Annotated in this window: 18 protein-coding genes and 2 pseudogenes; 5 read left to right on the top strand and 15 right to left on the bottom strand. The window is 36.6% G+C overall.

Features of this window, described 5'->3' with window-relative positions:
• Positions 1-216 precede the first annotated feature (216 nt).
• On the top strand, positions 217-375 hold the full coding sequence (locus BAOM_RS24380; RefSeq protein WP_164853194.1) for a hypothetical protein: 159 nt from the start codon (positions 217-219) through the stop codon (positions 373-375).
• A 31-nt stretch (positions 376-406) separates the two neighbouring features.
• On the opposite strand, the gene BAOM_RS11020 is transcribed toward BAOM_RS24380, so the two are convergent.
• The 6 genes from BAOM_RS11020 to BAOM_RS10995 all read right to left on the bottom strand — a co-directional run bounded on the left by BAOM_RS11020 (position 407) and on the right by BAOM_RS10995 (position 6,921).
• Positions 407-625 (bottom strand): hypothetical protein, encoded by a 219-nt coding sequence (locus BAOM_RS11020; RefSeq protein WP_252283445.1) that lies wholly within the window; start codon positions 623-625, stop codon positions 407-409.
• Between the two features lie 136 nt (positions 626-761).
• Positions 762-1,178: a hypothetical protein gene (locus tag BAOM_RS11015; protein WP_252283444.1), complete on the bottom strand. Its 417-nt coding sequence runs from the start codon at positions 1,176-1,178 to the stop codon at positions 762-764.
• A gap of 90 nt (positions 1,179-1,268) precedes the next feature.
• Positions 1,269-1,652 (bottom strand): hypothetical protein, encoded by a 384-nt coding sequence (locus BAOM_RS24990; RefSeq protein ID WP_252283443.1) that lies wholly within the window; start codon positions 1,650-1,652, stop codon positions 1,269-1,271.
• 127 nt (positions 1,653-1,779) lie between these two features.
• The gene (locus tag BAOM_RS11005) at positions 1,780-3,045 is read right to left on the bottom strand and encodes an MFS transporter (RefSeq protein ID WP_127760323.1); all 1,266 of its coding nucleotides are present in this window, start codon (positions 3,043-3,045) and stop codon (positions 1,780-1,782) included.
• A 121-nt stretch (positions 3,046-3,166) separates the two neighbouring features.
• Positions 3,167-3,541: a hypothetical protein gene (locus tag BAOM_RS11000; protein WP_127760322.1), complete on the bottom strand. Its 375-nt coding sequence runs from the start codon at positions 3,539-3,541 to the stop codon at positions 3,167-3,169.
• Between the two features lie 167 nt (positions 3,542-3,708).
• The gene (locus BAOM_RS10995; protein ID WP_127760321.1) at positions 3,709-6,921 is read right to left on the bottom strand and encodes a DEAD/DEAH box helicase; all 3,213 of its coding nucleotides are present in this window, start codon (positions 6,919-6,921) and stop codon (positions 3,709-3,711) included.
• Positions 6,922-7,351: 430 nt separating this feature from the next.
• Between BAOM_RS10995 and BAOM_RS10990 the strand changes: the two genes are divergently transcribed.
• Together BAOM_RS10990 and BAOM_RS10985 are read left to right on the top strand one after the other, a co-directional pair.
• Positions 7,352-8,293 (top strand): hypothetical protein, encoded by a 942-nt coding sequence (locus tag BAOM_RS10990; protein WP_127760320.1) that lies wholly within the window; start codon positions 7,352-7,354, stop codon positions 8,291-8,293.
• Between the two features lie 57 nt (positions 8,294-8,350).
• Positions 8,351-8,542, top strand: a complete 192-nt coding sequence (locus BAOM_RS10985) for a hypothetical protein (protein WP_127760319.1) — start codon at positions 8,351-8,353, stop codon at positions 8,540-8,542.
• Between the two features lie 36 nt (positions 8,543-8,578).
• Here BAOM_RS10985 and BAOM_RS24375 read toward each other — a convergent pair whose 3' ends face one another.
• The 5 genes from BAOM_RS24375 to BAOM_RS10965 form a co-directional block, all read right to left on the bottom strand.
• A complete protein-coding gene (locus BAOM_RS24375; RefSeq protein ID WP_164853193.1) occupies positions 8,579-8,749 on the bottom strand; it encodes a hypothetical protein in 171 nt (56 codons plus the stop codon).
• Between the two features lie 520 nt (positions 8,750-9,269).
• A complete protein-coding gene (locus tag BAOM_RS10980; protein WP_127760318.1) occupies positions 9,270-10,850 on the bottom strand; it encodes a SagB family peptide dehydrogenase in 1,581 nt (526 codons plus the stop codon).
• A 22-nt stretch (positions 10,851-10,872) separates the two neighbouring features.
• The gene (locus BAOM_RS10975) at positions 10,873-12,813 is read right to left on the bottom strand and encodes a TOMM precursor leader peptide-binding protein (RefSeq protein ID WP_127760317.1); all 1,941 of its coding nucleotides are present in this window, start codon (positions 12,811-12,813) and stop codon (positions 10,873-10,875) included.
• Positions 12,813-14,759: a putative thiazole-containing bacteriocin maturation protein gene (locus BAOM_RS10970; protein WP_127760316.1), complete on the bottom strand. Its 1,947-nt coding sequence runs from the start codon at positions 14,757-14,759 to the stop codon at positions 12,813-12,815. The genes BAOM_RS10975 and BAOM_RS10970 overlap by 1 nt, the downstream gene beginning before the upstream one ends.
• 154 nt (positions 14,760-14,913) lie before the next feature.
• Positions 14,914-15,147 carry a heterocycloanthracin/sonorensin family bacteriocin gene (locus BAOM_RS10965; protein WP_127760315.1) on the bottom strand — a complete coding sequence of 78 codons (234 nt, stop codon included), beginning with the start codon at positions 15,145-15,147 and terminating at the stop codon, positions 14,914-14,916.
• A 241-nt stretch (positions 15,148-15,388) separates the two neighbouring features.
• Between BAOM_RS10965 and BAOM_RS10960 the strand changes: the two are divergent.
• Positions 15,389-16,108 (top strand): annotated as a pseudogene (locus BAOM_RS10960) (class I SAM-dependent methyltransferase).
• A gap of 168 nt (positions 16,109-16,276) precedes the next feature.
• Here BAOM_RS10960 and BAOM_RS10955 read toward each other — a convergent pair.
• On the bottom strand, positions 16,277-17,086 hold the full coding sequence (locus BAOM_RS10955) for a uroporphyrinogen-III synthase (RefSeq protein ID WP_127760314.1): 810 nt from the start codon (positions 17,084-17,086) through the stop codon (positions 16,277-16,279).
• Positions 17,087-17,360: 274 nt separating this feature from the next.
• Here BAOM_RS10955 and BAOM_RS10950 point away from each other — a divergent pair, with 274 nt between their 5' ends.
• Positions 17,361-17,639 carry a CC/Se motif family (seleno)protein gene (locus BAOM_RS10950; protein ID WP_127760313.1) on the top strand — a complete coding sequence of 93 codons (279 nt, stop codon included), beginning with the start codon at positions 17,361-17,363 and terminating at the stop codon, positions 17,637-17,639.
• Positions 17,640-17,796: 157 nt separating this feature from the next.
• Here BAOM_RS10950 and BAOM_RS10945 read toward each other — a convergent pair.
• The 3 genes and pseudogenes from BAOM_RS10945 to BAOM_RS10935 form a co-directional block, all read right to left on the bottom strand.
• Positions 17,797-18,363, bottom strand: a pseudogene (locus BAOM_RS10945) (HAD family hydrolase); the annotation flags it as partial.
• A gap of 555 nt (positions 18,364-18,918) precedes the next feature.
• Positions 18,919-19,194, bottom strand: coding sequence for a hypothetical protein (locus BAOM_RS10940; protein WP_127760312.1), 276 nt, complete (start codon positions 19,192-19,194; stop codon positions 18,919-18,921).
• Positions 19,195-19,386: 192 nt separating this feature from the next.
• A complete protein-coding gene (locus tag BAOM_RS10935) occupies positions 19,387-19,938 on the bottom strand; it encodes a hypothetical protein (RefSeq protein WP_127760311.1) in 552 nt (183 codons plus the stop codon).
• Positions 19,939-19,959: the final 21 nt, after the last annotated feature.

The raw sequence follows: 19,959 nt of genomic DNA, 5'->3' as shown, positions 1-19,959 counted from the left end.
AAAATGGTTAGCTCCAAATGACACTTCTTGAAACAACCACTTCCTACTTTAAGTTCAATACAGTTTCATCTGCAGCTAGAATATCTATTGGACCTATGTCAGTTTAATACTCTATACCAACTCGATTATTTTGATCATAATACGATGATAAATTTTGTCCTCCAATTGAAATACTATGTAAATTCCTTGCTAAAAAATCTTTAAGGTGGGATTCTAATGCAAATGAGAATGATCGATTATCAACGTTCGCTTAATCTAGAAGTTAACAGTTGTTCTTTAAAATCTGCACTTCCCCAAAATACTGTACCGCCTAAATCACCTATTCTTTTTAATTACGGTTATAACCAAACGAAATTGCTTGTAGCTTTCTTTTAAGTACGTTTTACCCGTTACTTGAAGAATAACTTTATGAATTTGTAGTGAATTTCAAATGTTTATCACCTAAGATAATAATGTTTATATTCCATCTTGGGTGCATAACTAAATTGTTGTTTTCATCAAATTCTAAAGCCATATGAATTTCATCATCCTCAGTTGTAAGAATAGCCATTCTTTTATTTTTAATATCTATATACGGTTTTAAACCGTCTGCCATTTCGATTTTCCAATCAAAAAAGTTCATCATTTGCCTCCATTTACTAATTATATCAATACTACCTATAAGAATATTTTAGCCAGTTCTTCTTACACTAACCTGTATTCGTTAGTGTAAGAAGTGACTGTTCTTCTTGAACTAACGCCCTCGATAGTTTATTTTTTTCTTATTTTAAATAATTTTTTCTTGTTCCATATCTCTTCCGGTAAATGAATTTTCTTAAATCAACATCTTTTAAATTACCGTCATAACACAAAAAGAGTAAAGATTGAAACTTCTTAAAATTCTCCATGACAAAAAGAGCGAATTCTTTTCGTTCGCTCTTCATTTTCATTTTTACTTCTTCTTTTGAAAGGATGTCGTCAAGTTGGTCTTGGTAATAGGCTTTCGTATCTTCCCATTTATCTTTGCGAATCACCAAAATATCCTTACCATACTCCGGCAATTTATTAATAACAAGGTCGATATACCCCTCTGACCACATTAACATTTTATCTTTTTCCGGAAGTTCAAGTACCATTTTCAACAATTCCGTTTCGTCCATATCTTTTTGAATGGCATATTTTCCGACCCGATTCATCATACTCACCTCATGTTCGAATTATTTGGTCTTAGTATGTTAATTTGCATGAATTCATTATTCATTCTAACTTTGTGAAGGAATGTACTTCAACTAAACTCCCGTTAGCTTAAGTACATTTCTTGACAATCTTCTTCTCTGTATACCAATTACCTTTTTAAGTGTTGTTCCACAATCTGGCCCGATTGTTGAATAACAATAACATGACTGGCGTTTTTTAAACAATTTTATTATCCCTGTACAATTTTCGTATCCTGGAAAGACAAATTGACTTGTATTCACTAACTGTGTAATGATTTTTTCATTAGTTCCTTTTTGAGACCATTTCACAGATGCCTTTCCCCATTCAATATATAATTTATTTTCATATGTAATTAATGGATCATTATCAATTTCAAATAAAGAATGCATTACTTCATATGACTTTAAATACTTAGCAGTAGTACCTTCATCTGCGGAAATATACTTTTTCAACAATCAGCAGAATTATTCAACTGACCTGCTTCTTTTTACTTTAATAAGAATAGCCATACTCCCTTCTTGAAGTATGGCACTTGTAAAGATTTTAAATAGAAATTAACCAGATTACAGTATTTTAGCGACACTATTTAAAATAAGTAGATATTGACTTTACCTCCTGCAGCTGGCGCTTTTCCTTAATCAAAAGCACTCCAATCAGGCCAATCATGGAGAAGATAACTGGAGTGATGAAACCATAGTAGTATCCATCGCTTATACTACCTGAAGCAGTTTGAAAATAATCCAATAGTTTTCCAAAAATACTTGGCAGCAATACGGCACTTAGAAATCCACCCGTATTCGCAAACCCAGAGACAATACCAGATTCTATGATAGGAAAAGATTGACGAACGGCAGCAAAAGTTAAGGCATTTGCCCCATATGCAAGGCCAATAATAAAGAAAAGTATAGTTAACAAGAAAAATGGAGGATTCCCATTAAATAAAAGAAAGATTGACCAAGTCGATAAAAGAATGATATGAACAACAACATACGGCCATTTAATTGTTTCTAACTGACTAGAAATCCAACTAGCTAGAGGAGCACCAATAAGTGCCCCGATCAGACCAATCATAATAAGTTGACTCGCATCTGAACGTGTCATTCCATACACATTCATCCCATAGGGCACTCCCCACGAACTGATAAATCCAACATACGTTCCAACAATTCCAAAGTGACAAAAGAATAAAGCCCATGCTTGCCGATTCGAAAATATTCTTCGTAGTAAAACCAATGTTTTTTCACGTTGTACTTCATTTTTTATAAATACCGATTGTTTTGGTTTTTTTAAAAGTACAAAATAAAGGAGAATGCCACATAAGCATAGCAGTAGTCCCGCTAAAAAAAATGCTGCCCTCCAACCAAGGAAGTCAATCAATAAGGAGAAAGGAACTGTCGCCAAAAGGAAACCAAGGCTTCCCGTCATTGCTGCTATACCAATTAATCGTGTAAATTCCTTTGCATTAAACCATTGGCTCAAAATTAACACCATATTGACCCAGATGGTCGCATCCCCCGTCCCGGTTAAAATTCTGGAAAAAAATAAGAAAAATTCATTCGTGCCAAAGCTATAAAGGATTGTACCTAAACCTGTAAGGATTGCACCAATAATTAGAAAGAAATTGGGTCCAAAACGATCAGCCAAAATCCCCATCGGAATTTGCAAACCCGTATACACAAAAAATTGGATACTTGTCAGTAACCCAATTGTTGTTGCTGTTACATTAAAATCCAACATTACTTGGTCGATAATCAATCCCGGAGCAGTACGTTGGCTTGACATTAATAAATAAGTAAACAATACAGAAGCAAATACAACCCATCTAAATCGGCTATTTTGTTTGTCCAATGAATATCTACTCCTGTTAGGCTTTTATTCTATATATATGGCTTTTTGTAACGGTAGGAACCAGTTTTTAATAAGTAATTTTTATGGCTTGAATTAGGATTGGAAATCCCTTTCGATTACTCTATTTAGCTATTCCATTGGAAAGGTCGTCAATCGCTTGAACAGCTAGATCCAACGCTTTAATTCTTCGTTCTAAAAGCGTTTTTTGGGGACTACCTGCCTTTAACTTAGCATAACTGTTCTCAATTGATGGAAATAAACCAGTAAGAACATTGCGGGCTTCCGCTAAATCTTCCAGGGTGTAATGATGGAGTCTTTGATTCCAAACGTTTTCCAGCATGGCTAAGCCGATATAACTAGCTTTGAGTCGTTTCTTTACTAAGGCAGTATTTGCGCCTTTCTGAGTCATCGTAGCCAAGGTTTTTTCAAGTTTTCTAATTGTTGATTGGAAGGATTTTATTGATTCCAATTTATCTACATTTGATACGCTCTCCATGTCAGTATCGTCCTCCATTCGTCTCTGTATTATTTTGTTTAAAGATGTAGATATTCTTCTTAATTTATATAAACCAATGTTCCTTAAAATAAAAGTAAGCTAATAACCCGCCCTAAAACGTTAAAAAAGCACTACTCCGTACGAAAGTAGTGCCTCTCTTATATTTTTTATATCATCAAAATTTCACGAATATCCTCTTCGGTTAAAATGACTGATGCTTTTTCTTCTGAATCGATAATGTCTGCAATAAGCTCTCTCTTTTTTTCTTGGAGCTCATTCATTTTTTCTTCTATTGTGCCACGGGCAACAAGCTTGATAACCTGTACAACATTTTTCTGACCAATTCGATGAGCACGGTCTGCCGCTTGCTCCTCGACCGCAGGATTCCACCAAAGATCATATAAGATGACTGTATCCGCACCTGTTAGGTTTAACCCTGTACCTCCTGCTTTTAGAGAAATAAGAAACAAATCTCGCTCACCATCATTAAATCGATTGCAGATTTCCACTCTTTCTTCTGAAGGGGTTTGTCCATCAAGATAAAAATACGTTTGACCTCGCATTGTTATCTCTCTACCTATCAGCTCAAGCATTTTTGTGAATTGGGAAAATATTAACACCCTTCTTCCAGAAAGTCTTGATTCCTCTAGTATTTGTAGCAACTGCTCGTATTTTGCTGAGCTTCCCGTATAGCCATCTACAAACAAGGCAGGGTGACAACAAATTTGTCGCAATCTTGTCAATCCCGCTAAAATTCTAATACGGTTTTTTCGAATAGTATCCTTGTCCAGGTGTTTCAATGTATCATGTCGCAGCTTCGCCAAATATGCTGCATAGAGCTTCTTTTGTTCAGGCAGCAGCTCTGATACTTCAAGCGACTCAATTTTTTCAGGTAACTCGGCAAGTACCTCCTCTTTTATTCTACGAAATAAAAAAGGACGAACCCTTCGAGCAATTGTTTTCCTTGAAAGATGACTATATTCCTTTAATCCTTGGAATAGCTGTGGAAAGACAATATGATAAATCGACCAAAGCTCTTCAAGTGAGTTTTCCACCGGTGTTCCTGTAAGGCCGAAACGATTATTTGCCTGTATTCTTTTAACAGCTCGAGCCGTTTGGGTCAATGGATTTTTAAATGTCTGTGCCTCATCAAAGAAAACAGTATGAAACGTTTGATCCTCATACCACTTTATATCCTGACGTAGTAACGGATAGGACGTAATAATGACATCTATATTTTTGATATCCTTTTGTAGCTTTTTTCGATCCGCTTTATTCCCATCTAGGACGATTGCTTGAAGATTAGGAGCAAATTTCATCATTTCATGTAGCCAGTTATACGTTAAGGATGACGGGCAAACAATGAGAACTGGAAGACTCCTATCACGAATGCTTGAAAGCTCAGAAACAATAAAAGTAATACTTTGCAACGTTTTGCCAAGCCCCATATCATCGGCTAGAACACCGCCAAATCCATAGCTAGCGATTATTTTCATCCATTTATATCCGTGTTTTTGATAGTCCCTTAATATGTTATCTAAACTTTGCGGCACCTCAAAATTCAAGTTACCTGGGTTAAGTATATGATCAAGAAACTGACTGAACGATTCCTCTACTGTGAAGACTTGACTATCATCAATAAAATCAAGGTGTTTAAGACTTTGAATAATAGGCATATTTAGACTAGCTTCAAAGTTTTCATCCTGAACCGGAACTTCATTCAGAAAACGATGGATTTCTTTCATTTCCTTTGTCTCAAGAGATAGAAGTGATCCATTTGGAAGGCGGTAATATTTTCGCTTTTCTTCTAGTGCTGCTAAAATCTCCCGAATCTGTTTGTCAGCAATTCCGTCCATCTCAAATTTGAATTCCAGCCAATTGGTGCGTTCTTTTTTAACCTTCACTCTAATTTTTGGATGAGCATTCTTTCTCACGATGCGATTTCGAACAGCTGTTGTCGCATAAATTTGGACGAGTGGATGAAGCTTTGGAACAACATGATATAAAAATTCATATTCCAGTGCTTCATTTTGCATATAATAACCGCCCTCTGTTTTGGAAAACCCGCTCCCCTCCATGAGCTGAAGGATTTCCTCTTCCTTTTCCAGATTCCTTATAATCATTGGTCCTGTTGGGATGTCTCGGCTTTCTAATGGTTGAATAACAACATTTTCATATTGAAATTCTAGTCCTGCCAGCAGTCGATTTTTCAGACGATCCAAATAAAGCTTGGCAACAAGCGGCGTTTTCGTAATCTCTTGAGATAACGCTTTAGACAGTTGAACATCACCAATTTTTTTCAGACCTGGTACAATCTTTTTTAGAAAAAAATCCATTTGTTCATGTGGAATCGGAATGTGATTCGTATCCGGAGATGCTAGCATTTGCTTTAGTTTGGATAATCGTTCACAGTCCTGTCCTTCTAACTGAAAGACTATTCCGTCACATAGCACAGAACTATAGAAATTCAAAACGACCATTCGGTCAAAGCCTCTAATCGTCAATTGGTAATCGTCACCTTCGATTTCTTCAAATGTAAACTGTAGAGGAGGTGGTCCATCCAGAATTCGCAGGCTTTCAAAAGAATGACCATTATGCTCAATCGTTACCAATGGGGTCTTTGTAAGTAAAGGAACGAGCCCCATCCAAGTGGATGGTGGAATAAGTAATGTTTGATTACGAACTGTACAGTCAGAAAGGTTCGGTAATGCTTCCAAAAAGGACTTTTCATCCTGGACGACCCGGATGAGTTGATGAATAACTGCATCTGAATCGTTTGAAAAGCAATGAAGGCTTGGATTATACCTAAATGTAGAGGATAGTGTACTAGGTTCCCCATGTTTTACGTTCTGTAGAAAGCCTCGAATATTTTGTAGCTTCATATGACCAATCTTTACTTCTATTCCAAACAAGTACTGACCGTTCCCGATGGAGAACGGTTTACAGGTAAACATGACATCAAGTACTTCTCTTTTTTCAAAATGAAGCTGATGTCCACTTGTTCGAGTTGGTCTGTCATTGAAGAGCGTTATGAATTCTTCTGTCAGCTCTCCATGATTGGATTGCATGCCTTGTACATCGATAGGAAACGTTCCTTGACGTTGATGTTCATAAATAGCTAATAAAACTGCCGCAATGTGTTGGCAACACTTTTGAAAATTCGGCAGCGTAGGACAGCTGCATTTCGTCTGAATGTTCCCTGTCCCGTCTTTTTCAATTGTGACATGAAAATCTTCCGTTCCATTAACGGTGGCTTCACAGAAATCAGAGCTATACTGGTTAAATGTTACTTTACTCGCTCGATAAAAAGAGTCTCCTCTTTTGAAGGAGACGGTACCGCACATTTCTTTTATTATCTTGTAATTCACTTTTATATCCATGTACTCCCGCTCCTTCCTTTCTATTTGTCGAAAGGTATCTATATTTTAGAAGTCTATACTATTTTTCTTCACTCGTCCCCATTTTATCATGTATTCTTTATTCAATCGAATCATTCGCCATTTAACTAACCTGTCCCATTAGCCTACCATAAAGCTATGTCTCACCACAGAAAATACATTCTTACATAGTAGTTTACGTACAAACCTTCACAATCTCTTATAAACTTTAATATAGATATCCAAATTTCTTAAAAGGTGCTGTAAATAAAGAAAATAGGGTTTTTCTTATCGGTAAGTTTAAATGCAGAAAAGAAATAAATACGCGATTTAGATTTTCTAATATAGTTAATAAACTTTTAAGATTAGATGGTTTACAATCTATTGTTAGATAGAAGACATTTCGATAGAATGAAAAAAAGGAGGGAAAATAGTGCCTCGCATTAATACTGAGAATGAGGAAAGAAGATCATTTTTTCAATGGATTAATTTTTTAATTCCATATTTATACACTTCGGGGATAATTCTGATTTTAATTTGGATGATACTTGCTTCACTTCTACTTTTTCAACATACTCTCAAAGAGAATCCAAAAGAACTCTTTTTACAATCAGAAAAGAATGAATCATCTGAGGCAAAATCGAATGTAAAAACAATAGAAAGTCCTTCAAGCAGTAGTTCCCAAGAGAAAGAAACATGGTTAACTATTTTAGTTAAACCTATTGTTGAATCCAATTTTAATAAAATTATCTTTCGAGGACTCTTTTTACTTTTAATTTGGATGCTTTTATTTTTAATAATTCCTGTTGCCTTTAAACGTTTAAAAAGATTTAAGTTTTTTAATATGGAATTTGAAGTAGACAATATTGAACAAGCAGCTATTGAAACTGTTGAAATCAGCGGAACTAAAGCTAAGCTTATGGCCTATTTGACTAGTGATCATGCGACCGGAAGGACACTTGAATTTTTAAATGATTCAATCATCGATTATAAAGAGGTATTAGAGTATTTTTTAGCAGAGATTCAAGCGGGATACAAAAACCCCCCGCTCCATGCCACGTTTTCATATAATGTATATAACGGAGCTATACCCGAAGAGTTACATGAATTAGTCGAAGAAACTAAAGAAACAGGGGAATCTGCAATTTTTAACAAAAATAATCAGGATAGCATATTAAAAAAGAATTATCTTGTTTTCTATTTTTGTTACGGTGTAGATGAATATGTTACTGTTATTAGCAGCTATACCTATCCCTTTGATATTTTAGACAGATACCTTTTTGAACTATTACATAATACAATCAGTAAAAATATTGAAAATATCGAGTATATGGTGGCCTTAACAAGCACTGGTGATGACGGAAACGGAACATGAATCTATTCTTGACGAATGAAGGATTGTTACATATCATTGAATAAAGGAGTGATATATATGAGCAGCGCTAAAACTCCAATTAGAATACAAGATATAAGAAATCGTGCCGCAAGAAAATTGGGTGAAACAAGCACTAGCCAAAGTGCTAAACAAACTAACAAAATAACTGGAAGCATGGTTAAACCTATTCACGTTAGTAACACGGATCCATTAGTAAAAAGAATGATACAATACAAAAAAATCAACTAGCATTATTATTCCCCGTTTGTACAATAAAGCGGGGTTTTATTTATTATTTACATGTCTGGAATGTTTTTTAGCGATTTCTTGCATAATTGGTGAACGCCCTACTAAATCAACTGGTTGTTTTATAGGTAAATACCCAAGATTGATTTCACGTATACTTTTAAATTTCTCCCCATTTAAATACCTTTCATATACCTCAGATATCTTCAAAATTTCCCGCTCACTTTCTTATTTAAACTACAATCAAGTGTATATTCCTATTATATTCACCCCACTTTCCTTTGTATTCACATCAATAAAGAAAAAGTGGTTAGTTTCAAATGACACTTTTTATAATCAGTCTTCTATATATGTTAGATAAACTTATTAATGCCCCCTTAGTAAATAAAATTAATTTTTGAACCATATTTATGGATAATAGTATTAAAATATATTCTATCGATATCTTTACCAAAATATACCTATTGTTGTTAATCAAGGTTTGCTGAATAAAACATTAACAAAGGTGTATGAAGTTTTATAAACTTTTCCCAAGAAAAAAAGCCCATATAAATGGACTTCAAATGGGGTATCCTCTCATTTTTAATTATATCAATATATATAAATCTGGGTAAAATGTCAAAAATAACGGGTTATCACTTGTAAAATATTATATTTAAATATTTTTTCATATTGTGCCCAGTCAAGATTCAACGACGGTTGAGAGTAAAATAGAATGTACTTTTCTCTCCTAGCTAAGCAAACTTCCTTTTAACCAGGCGCGGGGACGGTATGGACCCACTGGAATTTGAATTAGGCTGGTTTTTCCTTTCGAATCGATTTCGTAAAGTTTATCACATTGGTTCACATCGAATCCTAGCAGTGGATGGCCCCCCATCCCTAAAGCGCACGACACCAAGAGCAGTCGTTGTACGAGCATCCCCGCTTCCATCTGTTGAATGCGGTACCCTCTATACCCCAATTTCTCTTTAAGGTGATTCTTGTCTCCAACAACATGCATACAGAGCGGAACTTGATACAGATTCACATTGGGCATTGTTAATCCATATTGCAAAAACTGCCGGTGATCCCCCTCATTTATTTTCCGAAGTGCATGAGCACTAAGATCATAAGAGTAGGCACCATCTGTAACTCCCTCCACATTATGAAAGCTACCATATAAAGAAACACGACTCTCAACATTCCCATGTGTATCGTCAAGATCATTCTGATATGAGAAGGAAAATATCTCTTTTAACAAAGTGGATAGTTGTGTTTGACTCACTTTTCCTATCATAAAATCCATATCAGGAGAATGCCGTTTCCTGCAAACGGATGCGAGATCGTACGAAAAGCACTCCGTAAATGGCAGCAAGATCATCTCTGTACCTAAGGAACGTTCCACACTATTATTTTTCTTTATCTGCACAAATGACTGCGTTGTTTCAAACATGGATGCTTCATTAAGTTTTCTCAGCATCGGATAATCAATGACTTTCTTTGAACGGTTATAGGAAACATGCTTCAACAATGGCACTTCCCGGCACAATTCAGTGGCTGAAACAATTTCTTCTCTACTATGATCGTTGTCAACACAATTGATAGATTGATTAATAAATAACGGCATAACCGCATATACACTTTCATCCTGTTCGGATAGCCCAAGCAAATGATTGATAGAATGATCAAGAAATTGGTAGCATACCCGCGGGTAGAATCCCATCCAATCGGCTACTTCTAACGCTTGCCCAATTAACACACCTGCATCTAACCCTTGGAGCCTGTAAGAAAAATTATTATATTTATAAAAATTTTTCCAAAAAACGGTCGAGATAAAAACGGTACAAAAACAATCAGAAATATTATAGCCATTTTCAAGACTTCTGGATAAGTAGGAATCGTAATTTCCTTCTCGCACCAACATAAGGCGGTGATGTGCCACATCGTAATGGTAAATTCCCTTGGGTGCGTCCTCTAGCTTTAAATATACATATAATTCATTAGGATACAACGCCCCTCCAGAAGGAACAAATCTCCGTACTGATTGGGCAAAGCTCACAGCTTTTTTGCTTCCCTCGTTTAAAGCGGATTGAGAGTATTGAGTAAGACCGTATACATACCATAAGAAATGACCAAGCTCGACCAGACTGGGTTTTAGATGAGCTTCTCTTCTCACAAGTGTTAACGGTACATCTGCGGTAAGTGGAATCTCTGGTAAACCGCGGTACAATTTATAGGGAAGTGGTGCGTCCTCCCAATCTACCTGCCAATCCGGCGGAAAAATTTTATCCGTGTCAAAATGTAGATTGTGTAGAAATGTTTCCAGCTCCAATATTAAGCCTCCTAATCTTCCATTATGGAAACGGATGAGGATATGGATTAAGCTGTTCAAACGATAACGGCATCTTCATAAATCCTAATTGCATTGGTACCCTGAGTACCCGCTCCAGCCCTTTCACACGGGTAAGGTGGTGTCCAAACGTCATCGGTAACATTCCAGGAATCAATACCTTGACACAGAATAATCCATTCCGCTTGATTATAGGTGTCGTTTGGTCAACCACAATGACTTCAAGATTTAATTGGCGGAACCTCTTAAGAATATCCTCAAGATCATCCTTTAAATCAGCATTTGCCGGTGGCTGTTTAAATTCCTCAGCAAACGTACGTAAAGGACGTTGCTCATCCAATAAAAAATTCAGCCGTTCCTCTGCTTCTCGCAAACCGTACAACATCCCATGATCCTCCATGGTACGTACTGCAAACGGGTCACGGAGCATCCTTTCATATTTCTGACGGTTTTCCTCCAATTTTTCATCATGCCTAAACATCATTCCTGCCAGCTCGTAAATCGTGCTTTTTACAGCCCTTATAGGATCAGGGTTAGCTCCGGCTGCACAAATGAGGTTTACCCCCTTGGATTTTCTGTTTTTTGCCACTGCCCAAACGCTTGGAATCTCATGTTCCATCGTGGAATTGTAAAAATGAAGGTCATATCCCGTCACCTCATGTATACGGTTGACCATGAGCTGTAATTCTTTATCGTTAGCAGAACTAAGATCAAGACGCGGAAGGGGAAGCCTGGCATACCAGGTTAACAAGAATGAGTCTCGTTCGACAACCTCCATAATGGCATGGAAAATGGCTTCCTCTAAACTCCCCCCTAATGCACATCCATTGGAGGTTTCATAAACAAAGCTCTCCCCATAGCCCAAACTGTAATAGGCGAGTAACTCCGGAATCAGAATAGGGCGTTCTTGTAAGAACGAATAGCCCCACACCCAATTCATTGGGTCATCAGGATTAAACGGTTTAAACGGAAAATGAGGCTTTTCATATTGATCCTTTTCATGTAAACCTACTCTTGTAGGGTTTAGTGCTTGATTCTCTAAATTATGATAACTATCACGAACTACCTTTCTTTTGCCTCGAGGCTCGATCCCGCAATATCGCTCCAAACCTTCTAAAATAGCAGTTAGCTCACTCATTTCATAAGAATTAGACCTTCCTGCTACTCCCTCATCTGCTTCAAACAGCGGCATGTTCATTAAAACATCAGCAAACGGCAGCGTGAAATCCTGCATTTTCCCATTCATGATCCCAGTACGATAATCGAGATAATCTTTGACTAGCACTGTTTTTAATTCATCCATCGAACGGCAGCGATAGCCACCACCATTAATTTTAGGACTAGATTCTAACCTAATTTGAGCTAGTTCCGATGTGTCATCAGGTAATGAACTACACATCGGGCACAATGGATCAGGCAAGAAAAGGTGACTAGAGTTCGTTAACGTTCTCAGATTCGTAATGAACACCCTTTCTTCTAAGTTGCTGGGTTCTTCTTGAAGAAATCTCTGCACTTCGTCACATATCAAAGTTGCCATTTGCGATAGTCCCGTTCGTGATGCCCACGCATCTCCCAGTACCCCTTCTCCTGATGCCATTCTCATCTGAAACGTCCACATTTCTTGGCGATCAGATCCAGCTATCATGCGTCGTATGTCAGCACAGCGGGAACATCCCGGTGTATTGGGGCGTACTAATGGACCAATGATTCCCTCTCCAAACGAAACGAAACCTCGAAGCCAAGGGATACCTGTGGCTCTGAATCTTTCTTCCGCTTTTCGATGAACCGACGGATGCCAGGCATTATGAAGTACCAGAGCTAGTTCTGTTTCTTCAGGAACCTCATCTAATAAGCTTTGTCGCGTTACGGGATAGTTGCTGGACAATTGATCATAGACAAAATCCGCTAACAAACCATTTCCGTCAATTAGAATACGAGCAGCCATTAGGGTTCCTCCCCTCGTATCTGCACACCAAACACCCCTGCCAGTTCCTGTTTTAAAAAAGGTTCGAACGTAAGATCATAGACGAAGAGCCGTTTGCTGTTTCGGTTCAAGATCTGAACGGAGGATTGTAATAGCTCCAATTGTGTTATTTCTTCACAAGAAGGGATGTCGAGTTTAAATTCCTTTTCTTTCAGAAAAACAGCTGACTCTGCTTTCCTATCTGTTGAATTCACCTGGTTTTGAGTATCCAAAATCGCTTGTTGCAATGCACTTCGTAAAGCCAATGTTGTATTTAAACCTGTGCTCATGTACCGACGACTCTGCGACTGTACCCATATTACGGGGAAGCCTAACATTTCATTTTCCAAACCAATTGTTGGTGCACCATTTAGGGTAGTAAGGGAATTTAAATAAAACCTACAGTAGGGATCTTCTATTTTTTCCAGCTGTACACGAAACATCGTGCTCCGCTGATTGATTTTTCTATTTTTCAATTCCTCCTCTAAATAGGCTTGCAAGCCACGACAAACAGCTTCTTCAACTGTTTCTCCTGCACCAATGCCGATAAATCCTTCCTCTATGTTCACTTCTTCTTGATCTTTCTGATCCCTGAATCCCTTAATCATTTGTGACACATACATTTCAATACCAGTCAGTCCGGCTTCCCTTTTTGCCTCCTCATGTGTAAAACCAGAACAGATAACCTCTGGGAGAAAGTCTGCCGGTCCCTCTGACACTGGATTTACTGCTCGAACATAGCACTGCGAAAGAGGAAGCTGTTTCAAGTTTCGTTCCTCCCATGTATGGAAAATCCCTGTTTCTTCTGAAGTTAATAGACTGAAATATTCCAAAAGGTTACTCGACAGTTCCTTTTCACTCCGTTCTTGCTTTAGCCTTGCATCAAGATCTTCCACAAGTCTAGGTGAAACACTTTTATTCGTAACCAATGGATGTGTTATGAATGAAATCCAGTCTCCTTCCAGCGTTTCAAGATTAAGTTTGTAAATTTGGGTACTCTGATTTGAACCTACTACTCCTGTAGCTTTCTTGAAAAATTCAAATACCGCAACATTCGCCAGAATCGATCCAGCTGTTGAAGAGAAAGATTGTAGCTGCCGATCTAATTGCAATAAAGATTGATGGATTCGGCGCCATGCGGACTCCCAGCATCCCTCTGATTTCGGATGAACCAATGGACCAGCAAGCCCCACTTGATCCAAACATATAGCGGGTATAAATACCTTCCTCTGCTCTTTACAAACCATATTTAGATCCCTAAGTTCTTTTACATTTCCATCCTGAGAGACATATAGTATCCAATCGTACGGCTGCACAGCTTCTTGCCAAAAACTTCTCCCCTCCCCTTTTTGAAATGCTACCTGCTCTACCTCCACCTCGGAGTCAGCCTTTTTGGCATTGTGCACCAGCTCATTAATCCGTAATCGATTTGTAGGTACTGAATCCGTCACCATGAAATGGAATTTTGGGAGCCCCGATTCAATTAATGCAGAAGCCAATGAAACCATAAAGGGTCCAGATCCAATAGCCAGAACTTTAGCCTGACGATATTCTTGAAAACGATACGCACCAGAATCTACAAAATTCTCGATAAATTCAATTTGTGAAGCATACTTTTCGAGAACTTTTGCTTTTAATTGATGTGGACTATCTTGGCTTACATCTCGAACAAAGCCATTCTTGTACAACGTTTCTCCAATTTCATATACCCTATTGCGATACGGGACTGTTAATCCCTCTGTCAAATCTCCTAATGATTGCTCCCCGTTAAACATTGGCATCAGTCTTTCAATCCACTGATAGATTGTACCGCCTTCCATACGGAATGAGCTTACGTTATTTCTAAAATACACACCACCTTGTGAATCAGGTAGATAAAATGTATCTCTTTTTACTTTAAGACGTGAATATGTGGTCAGTTTTGTCATTCAGCTCCTCCTTCATTCTAATCATTCCTAATTATGCACTATCATTTTATGAGCTTTTATTTGTCCATTATGATTAACTAACAAAGAAGTGCCCCTGCGACAGATTATGCAGAGGCACTTTCCTTTCATAAAATAACCAAATTTTTTTGAAGAACTACCACCAACCTCCCCAACAGTTAAAAAAGCCAACAAAACAGCCAAAACAGCCAAAACAACCAAAACAACGAAAGCCACCGCAACGATGAAAGCCACCACAACGATGAAAGCCGCCACAACGCATACCGCCAAACTGGCGTGGATCTTGGCTCTGAAGATCCATAGGAACTAACTCACCAACTTGATAATTATCCATCCCCAACATTTGTAATTCATTTTGAAAATCGTGCATTTTTTTGCTCCCCTTTATATTTGATAATCAGGTTAAATACCTGAGAGTTGAAAGAAGGTAATGTGTGTGTTGTATATATGAAATCATCAAATACTACGTGTGCTTTCTTTAACAAATTATGATTCATTTGGGTAGTTGTTACGGATTCAAGAGCCTATTTCACATTGAAAGTAACATCTGTCATTCTGGGATGAACATCTTATTTACATTTTCATATTTTATAAAATAAGAATTGAAGAAGGTGATTCTAATTGGTAGGTCGATATATTTAGATTTTTTGTCCAAATTTGGTGTTGGGGGAGCACATCCTGGTGGCATTGGTCTAACCAAGGAAATACTTAAGACTGAAGAAATTAACAAAACTTCTCGCATTTTAGATGTAGGGTGTGGTACTGGTCAAACATTTGCCTATCTAGCTGAGCAATACGAAGCAAAAGTAACAGGGATGGATATTAACTCTATAATGGTGGAAAAAGCAAAAAGCAGAATGAGGAAATACCAATGACCAGTGGAAATTATTCAAGGCTCCATAGAGGAATTTCCGGTAAAAGATGGGGAATTTGATTTTATTATTTCCGAATCTGTCCTTTCTTTTGTAAATCAGCCAAAAGCTCTTAAAGAAATATTTCGATTATTAAAAAATGGTGGGCGTTTTATTGCAAATGAGCTTACCACTAATAAACGGCTTTCCCCAACTATAGAGGAAGAAGTTAAACAATTTTATGGATTAGGCTCCGTCCTTACGGAAAAGAATTGGATTACTTTATTTGAACAGGCTGGTTTTAAACATATAAATATTCGTATGCAAGAACAATCTATGCTCCAATACAATCCAAATCCTGAATTCCAATACTCAGAATATATTGAACCTGAACTTTACTCGGTAATGTATGAACATTTTAATATAATGGCAAAGTATGACGGTGTTTTGGGCTATAGAATATTTTCATGTACTAAATAGTTGTTTTAGATTAGTTATTAATTGGTATTTATAATCCATAATACAGGAAACATCCTATTTGTTAATTAACTATCTAAATAAACAAAAGAGTGCGATGATAATGGTGATTTTCGCACTCTAAAAACTATAACTTTTTTTTATTTAGCCATCGCTACTCCTATATATTCTTTAAAGTTTCTCATAATAACGAGACAACTCAATAATCATGGCCCCCATTCTCTCAAGTTCGGGAGCAAGCAAGCGTTCCACTCCCTCTTCTACTAAAGCCTCCGCAGTAACTTTTCCGACAGCAGCGGCAAGCGCTCTCCCTTGAAAGGATTGTAAAATATCCGTTAAGCAGCCGTTCTCCCTCGCAAAGTCAAAAAGAGACCGAACTTGGATAGCAGTCGTAAAACATACCGCGTCTAATTCATTGTTTAGCAGTTCTTCACATAATTTTGCAACTGTCTCTGACTCAGGAGCAATATGCTGGTAAGGAAGAATCGTTAACACAGATGCTCCTCTATCTTCAAGAAACTTTATTAACGTTGGAGCGGTTTCCCCATGGAGCTGAACCATTACTCTTTTCCCCGAAAAATCAAAGCTTTCAAGAGAACGGATTAATCCACGAGTAGTCCCATCCTCATCCGTTGCAACCGGTTTAATCCCAATTTTCTTTAACGTTGCAAGTGTTTTATACCCTCTTGAGGCTACACTGGCTTGCTGGATTCTATTTAAGAACTGATCTTTGATACCCAATGTTTCCGCCAAATTTAATAGAGTTTCTGTTCCAATACCCGTTGTAAAAATAACCCAATCTGTCCCTTCCATGACAAACTTCTGTAAGTCAGGTTCTACCTCCTTTTCTGCTAAAAAAACAGTTCCTTGAAGGGGACGTACGACAGAAATACCTCCTTGTTTTTCGATTAATGTACTAATTTCTTCTACTTTTCGCGAGCCGCCAATTGCAATTCGCTTCCCTGCTAGTCCTTTTCCCATACCGATTTCCCATCCTTTTATATATGATTAAAACCTACCTCTTACTCCTGAAAACTTAATATGCTAAGTTCAATCCGCTTTCGCATATTAAAATCAGATATAGAGAAGGCAACAAACACGATTGCCTTTCATTCCTATAATAAAGAACATACAACAAAAAGACCTAAATTGTAAATTACTCATCTACCGTTATTTGTTTGACATTTCAATATTTTCTTTCTATATTGAGAGTAATTATTTATGTTAGCAGTTTGTAAAAGTCGGGAGTGAGGATATGATTTTTGAACTTGATGATAAAGCAAAAAATTGGATTGAATCAAAAGGAAAACATCTGACAGTTAATAGCGTTGAAGTAAAAGGATGTTGTGCAGTAGGGGTACAGGATTTACTGGCTATTCCCAAAAAACCAAAGGGTCTGAATCGCTATAATGAGTTTAAAATAGATAATCTATCTCTATATATTCAAAAGAATATTAAGGTACAGGATAAGATTTCCCTTAAAACATCAGGTATTGGTTTTTTTAAAGGCATTTCAGCAAAATTAACTAGTTAATAAATAACATCTATGAACAAATGATAATTAACTAAAGGAGAAGTCGTTTTTATCAAATATGGTTAAAATCAACAGGATCTTTAGGTACGGTATTAAATTAATGGTCCTATGATCTCCCCTTAAGGGTTAGCTGTTCTTTGGTTATCATGATAATTTATATACCCATCTCTTGCAACCCTGTAATGGCTTTTTGAGAAGTGTCCTTTAAATGGTATCAGCCACAGCCGATAAGACCAGCATATTAATCATCAACACTAGCTAGCATCGCAGTTTTTCCTTCCCCTTCTAGGTCCTCCATGGCTGAAAGAGCTTTGGAAATATCCACATTATTTTGCTTCATAAGTTTCCGAGTTCCTACCAGACTTTCTTTTTTGATTGACTATAGTTTTTATCCCATAACCAGGGATGGCTTCAAATTCCTGAACTAAACTAAGTGGTATCCCTCTTGCTTGAATTCCTTGAGCAATGGCTTCGGCAAGTGGATGTTCAGATTGTTTTCCAGCTGCTCCTAATTAAAGATAGAAATTCCTGTTCATCAACCCCATTTTCTACAAAAATATCAGTCAATTTGGGTTTACCATTTGTAACGGTTCCTGTTTTATCTAAAATAACCGTATCAATATGATGGGTAGTTTCAAAGGTATTCTCCACCTTTAAACAAAATACCGAATTCTGCAGCACGACCTGACCCAGCTATGATTGAAGTAGGAGTTGCAAGACCTAAGTAAAGTTTATTAAAATACCCAAAAGATTAACTATGCGTAAAAAATGTATTATACGAACAATTGAACAATTGTTCTTTATTTATACTTGTGAGGTGTTTCTGTAAAAGGACAAAAAAGTTGATATAAAATGGACAGGAAAGTTGGTACATTCCTCTTTCGACTGTATACGAGACAAAAAAGTTGATACAAAAATGAATAAAAAAGTTTTTAACCCTTATTTTGTGTTGCTTTAGAACAATGTTTGATCAAATAAAAAACTAATAATATTGATATACGAATATATTAAGAGCGTGTTTTAAAAAGATTGATTAAAACACACTCTTAATATATTCAATAGGATCATTTTTCATAAAAAGTTTGATCATTCTCTACTTGTGTGCTCCACAATCGGCCCTTTAATTGAATAACTAAAGTCTGACCTTACTCATAATTTCACTTAATTCTTCTTCAACTAACGCACTCCTTTAGTTTAAGTACATTATTTCACAAACTTATCTTTTCTATTCCTTTTATTACAGTAATGTAGACCTTTAGCTAACAAAAAAGAGCATTGATTATTCTTGGATCAATGCCCCAGTTTGTTTAAGGTAATCTTTTAGAATGTCAGTGACAATTCCCTTATCATCCCAGGAAAATCCCTTACCTTGCTTCTTTTTTCTCCATAGATAAAAAGAATATCCTAAAAGTACAAATGAAAAAATGAGTCCCATAATAAAAACAAATAGATGTTCAGGGATAGCTTTTACATCCAGAAAACTTATTAATAAAATAATCAATCCAGAAAACATAAAAACCAATATTGGATACCAAGAAATATGATATATTCTCACTTTCCTCACATCCATTTCCTTTTGTCAAAAAGCCTCTACAGCATTTTATTTAGTCAACAAAAATAGTCAAGGTATTTTAGAAAAAGAACTGAGTCAACAGCTCAACCTTCTCCAATTCTTGCACCAGATAGTTGAACAAGCGTTGGCTTATTTACATTACAGAAGGAATACCTATTTCTGAAAAGCAACCATTTATTTTAAAAATAACTCAATGTCTTTATGCAAATTACTTATCTTTATTTCACCATATTCATCTCCTATTTCATTTAATAAATAGGGCTTTTTGTTAATCAAATAGTTTTTTAATTTTAGAAACGTACTCAGAGGAAACTCATAATCCCAATTTTCTTTATATCCTACAATTCCATGTTTTTTAATTAAAGAATCAACTTCCAAAACGATTATTTCTAATAAGGAATCATAGGGGCATTCTGTATCGATGTCTACTATATCTTCATCTTCTTCCTTACCGTCATTCGTAACAATTACATGTAACATTCCATTTGTTCTTAAGGTGAAATTCCAAGTGGTAATATAAGGTTCACTGTTCCACTCGCAACTGGTATTTGTTTTTAACCCATCATCTTTTGAAATGCAATCCACATTTAGATGCAAAAGTGCAGAAAGTAAATCACCTAAACAGTCAGTTACATAAGTAACACCATTAAATGAAGACCTTTGAGAATTTATTTCAATAAACCCATCTACAACCCAACGAGAAACAAACTTATATTCAAATTTCATATATTAAATCCACCATTCCAT

Source organism: Peribacillus asahii (assembly GCF_004006295.1).
In the GTDB taxonomy this organism is placed as follows: Bacteria; Bacillota; Bacilli; order Bacillales; family DSM-1321; genus Peribacillus; species Peribacillus asahii_A.
Note: the sequence above shows the minus strand (reverse complement) of the source record. Positions and strands in the feature narration are given on the sequence as shown.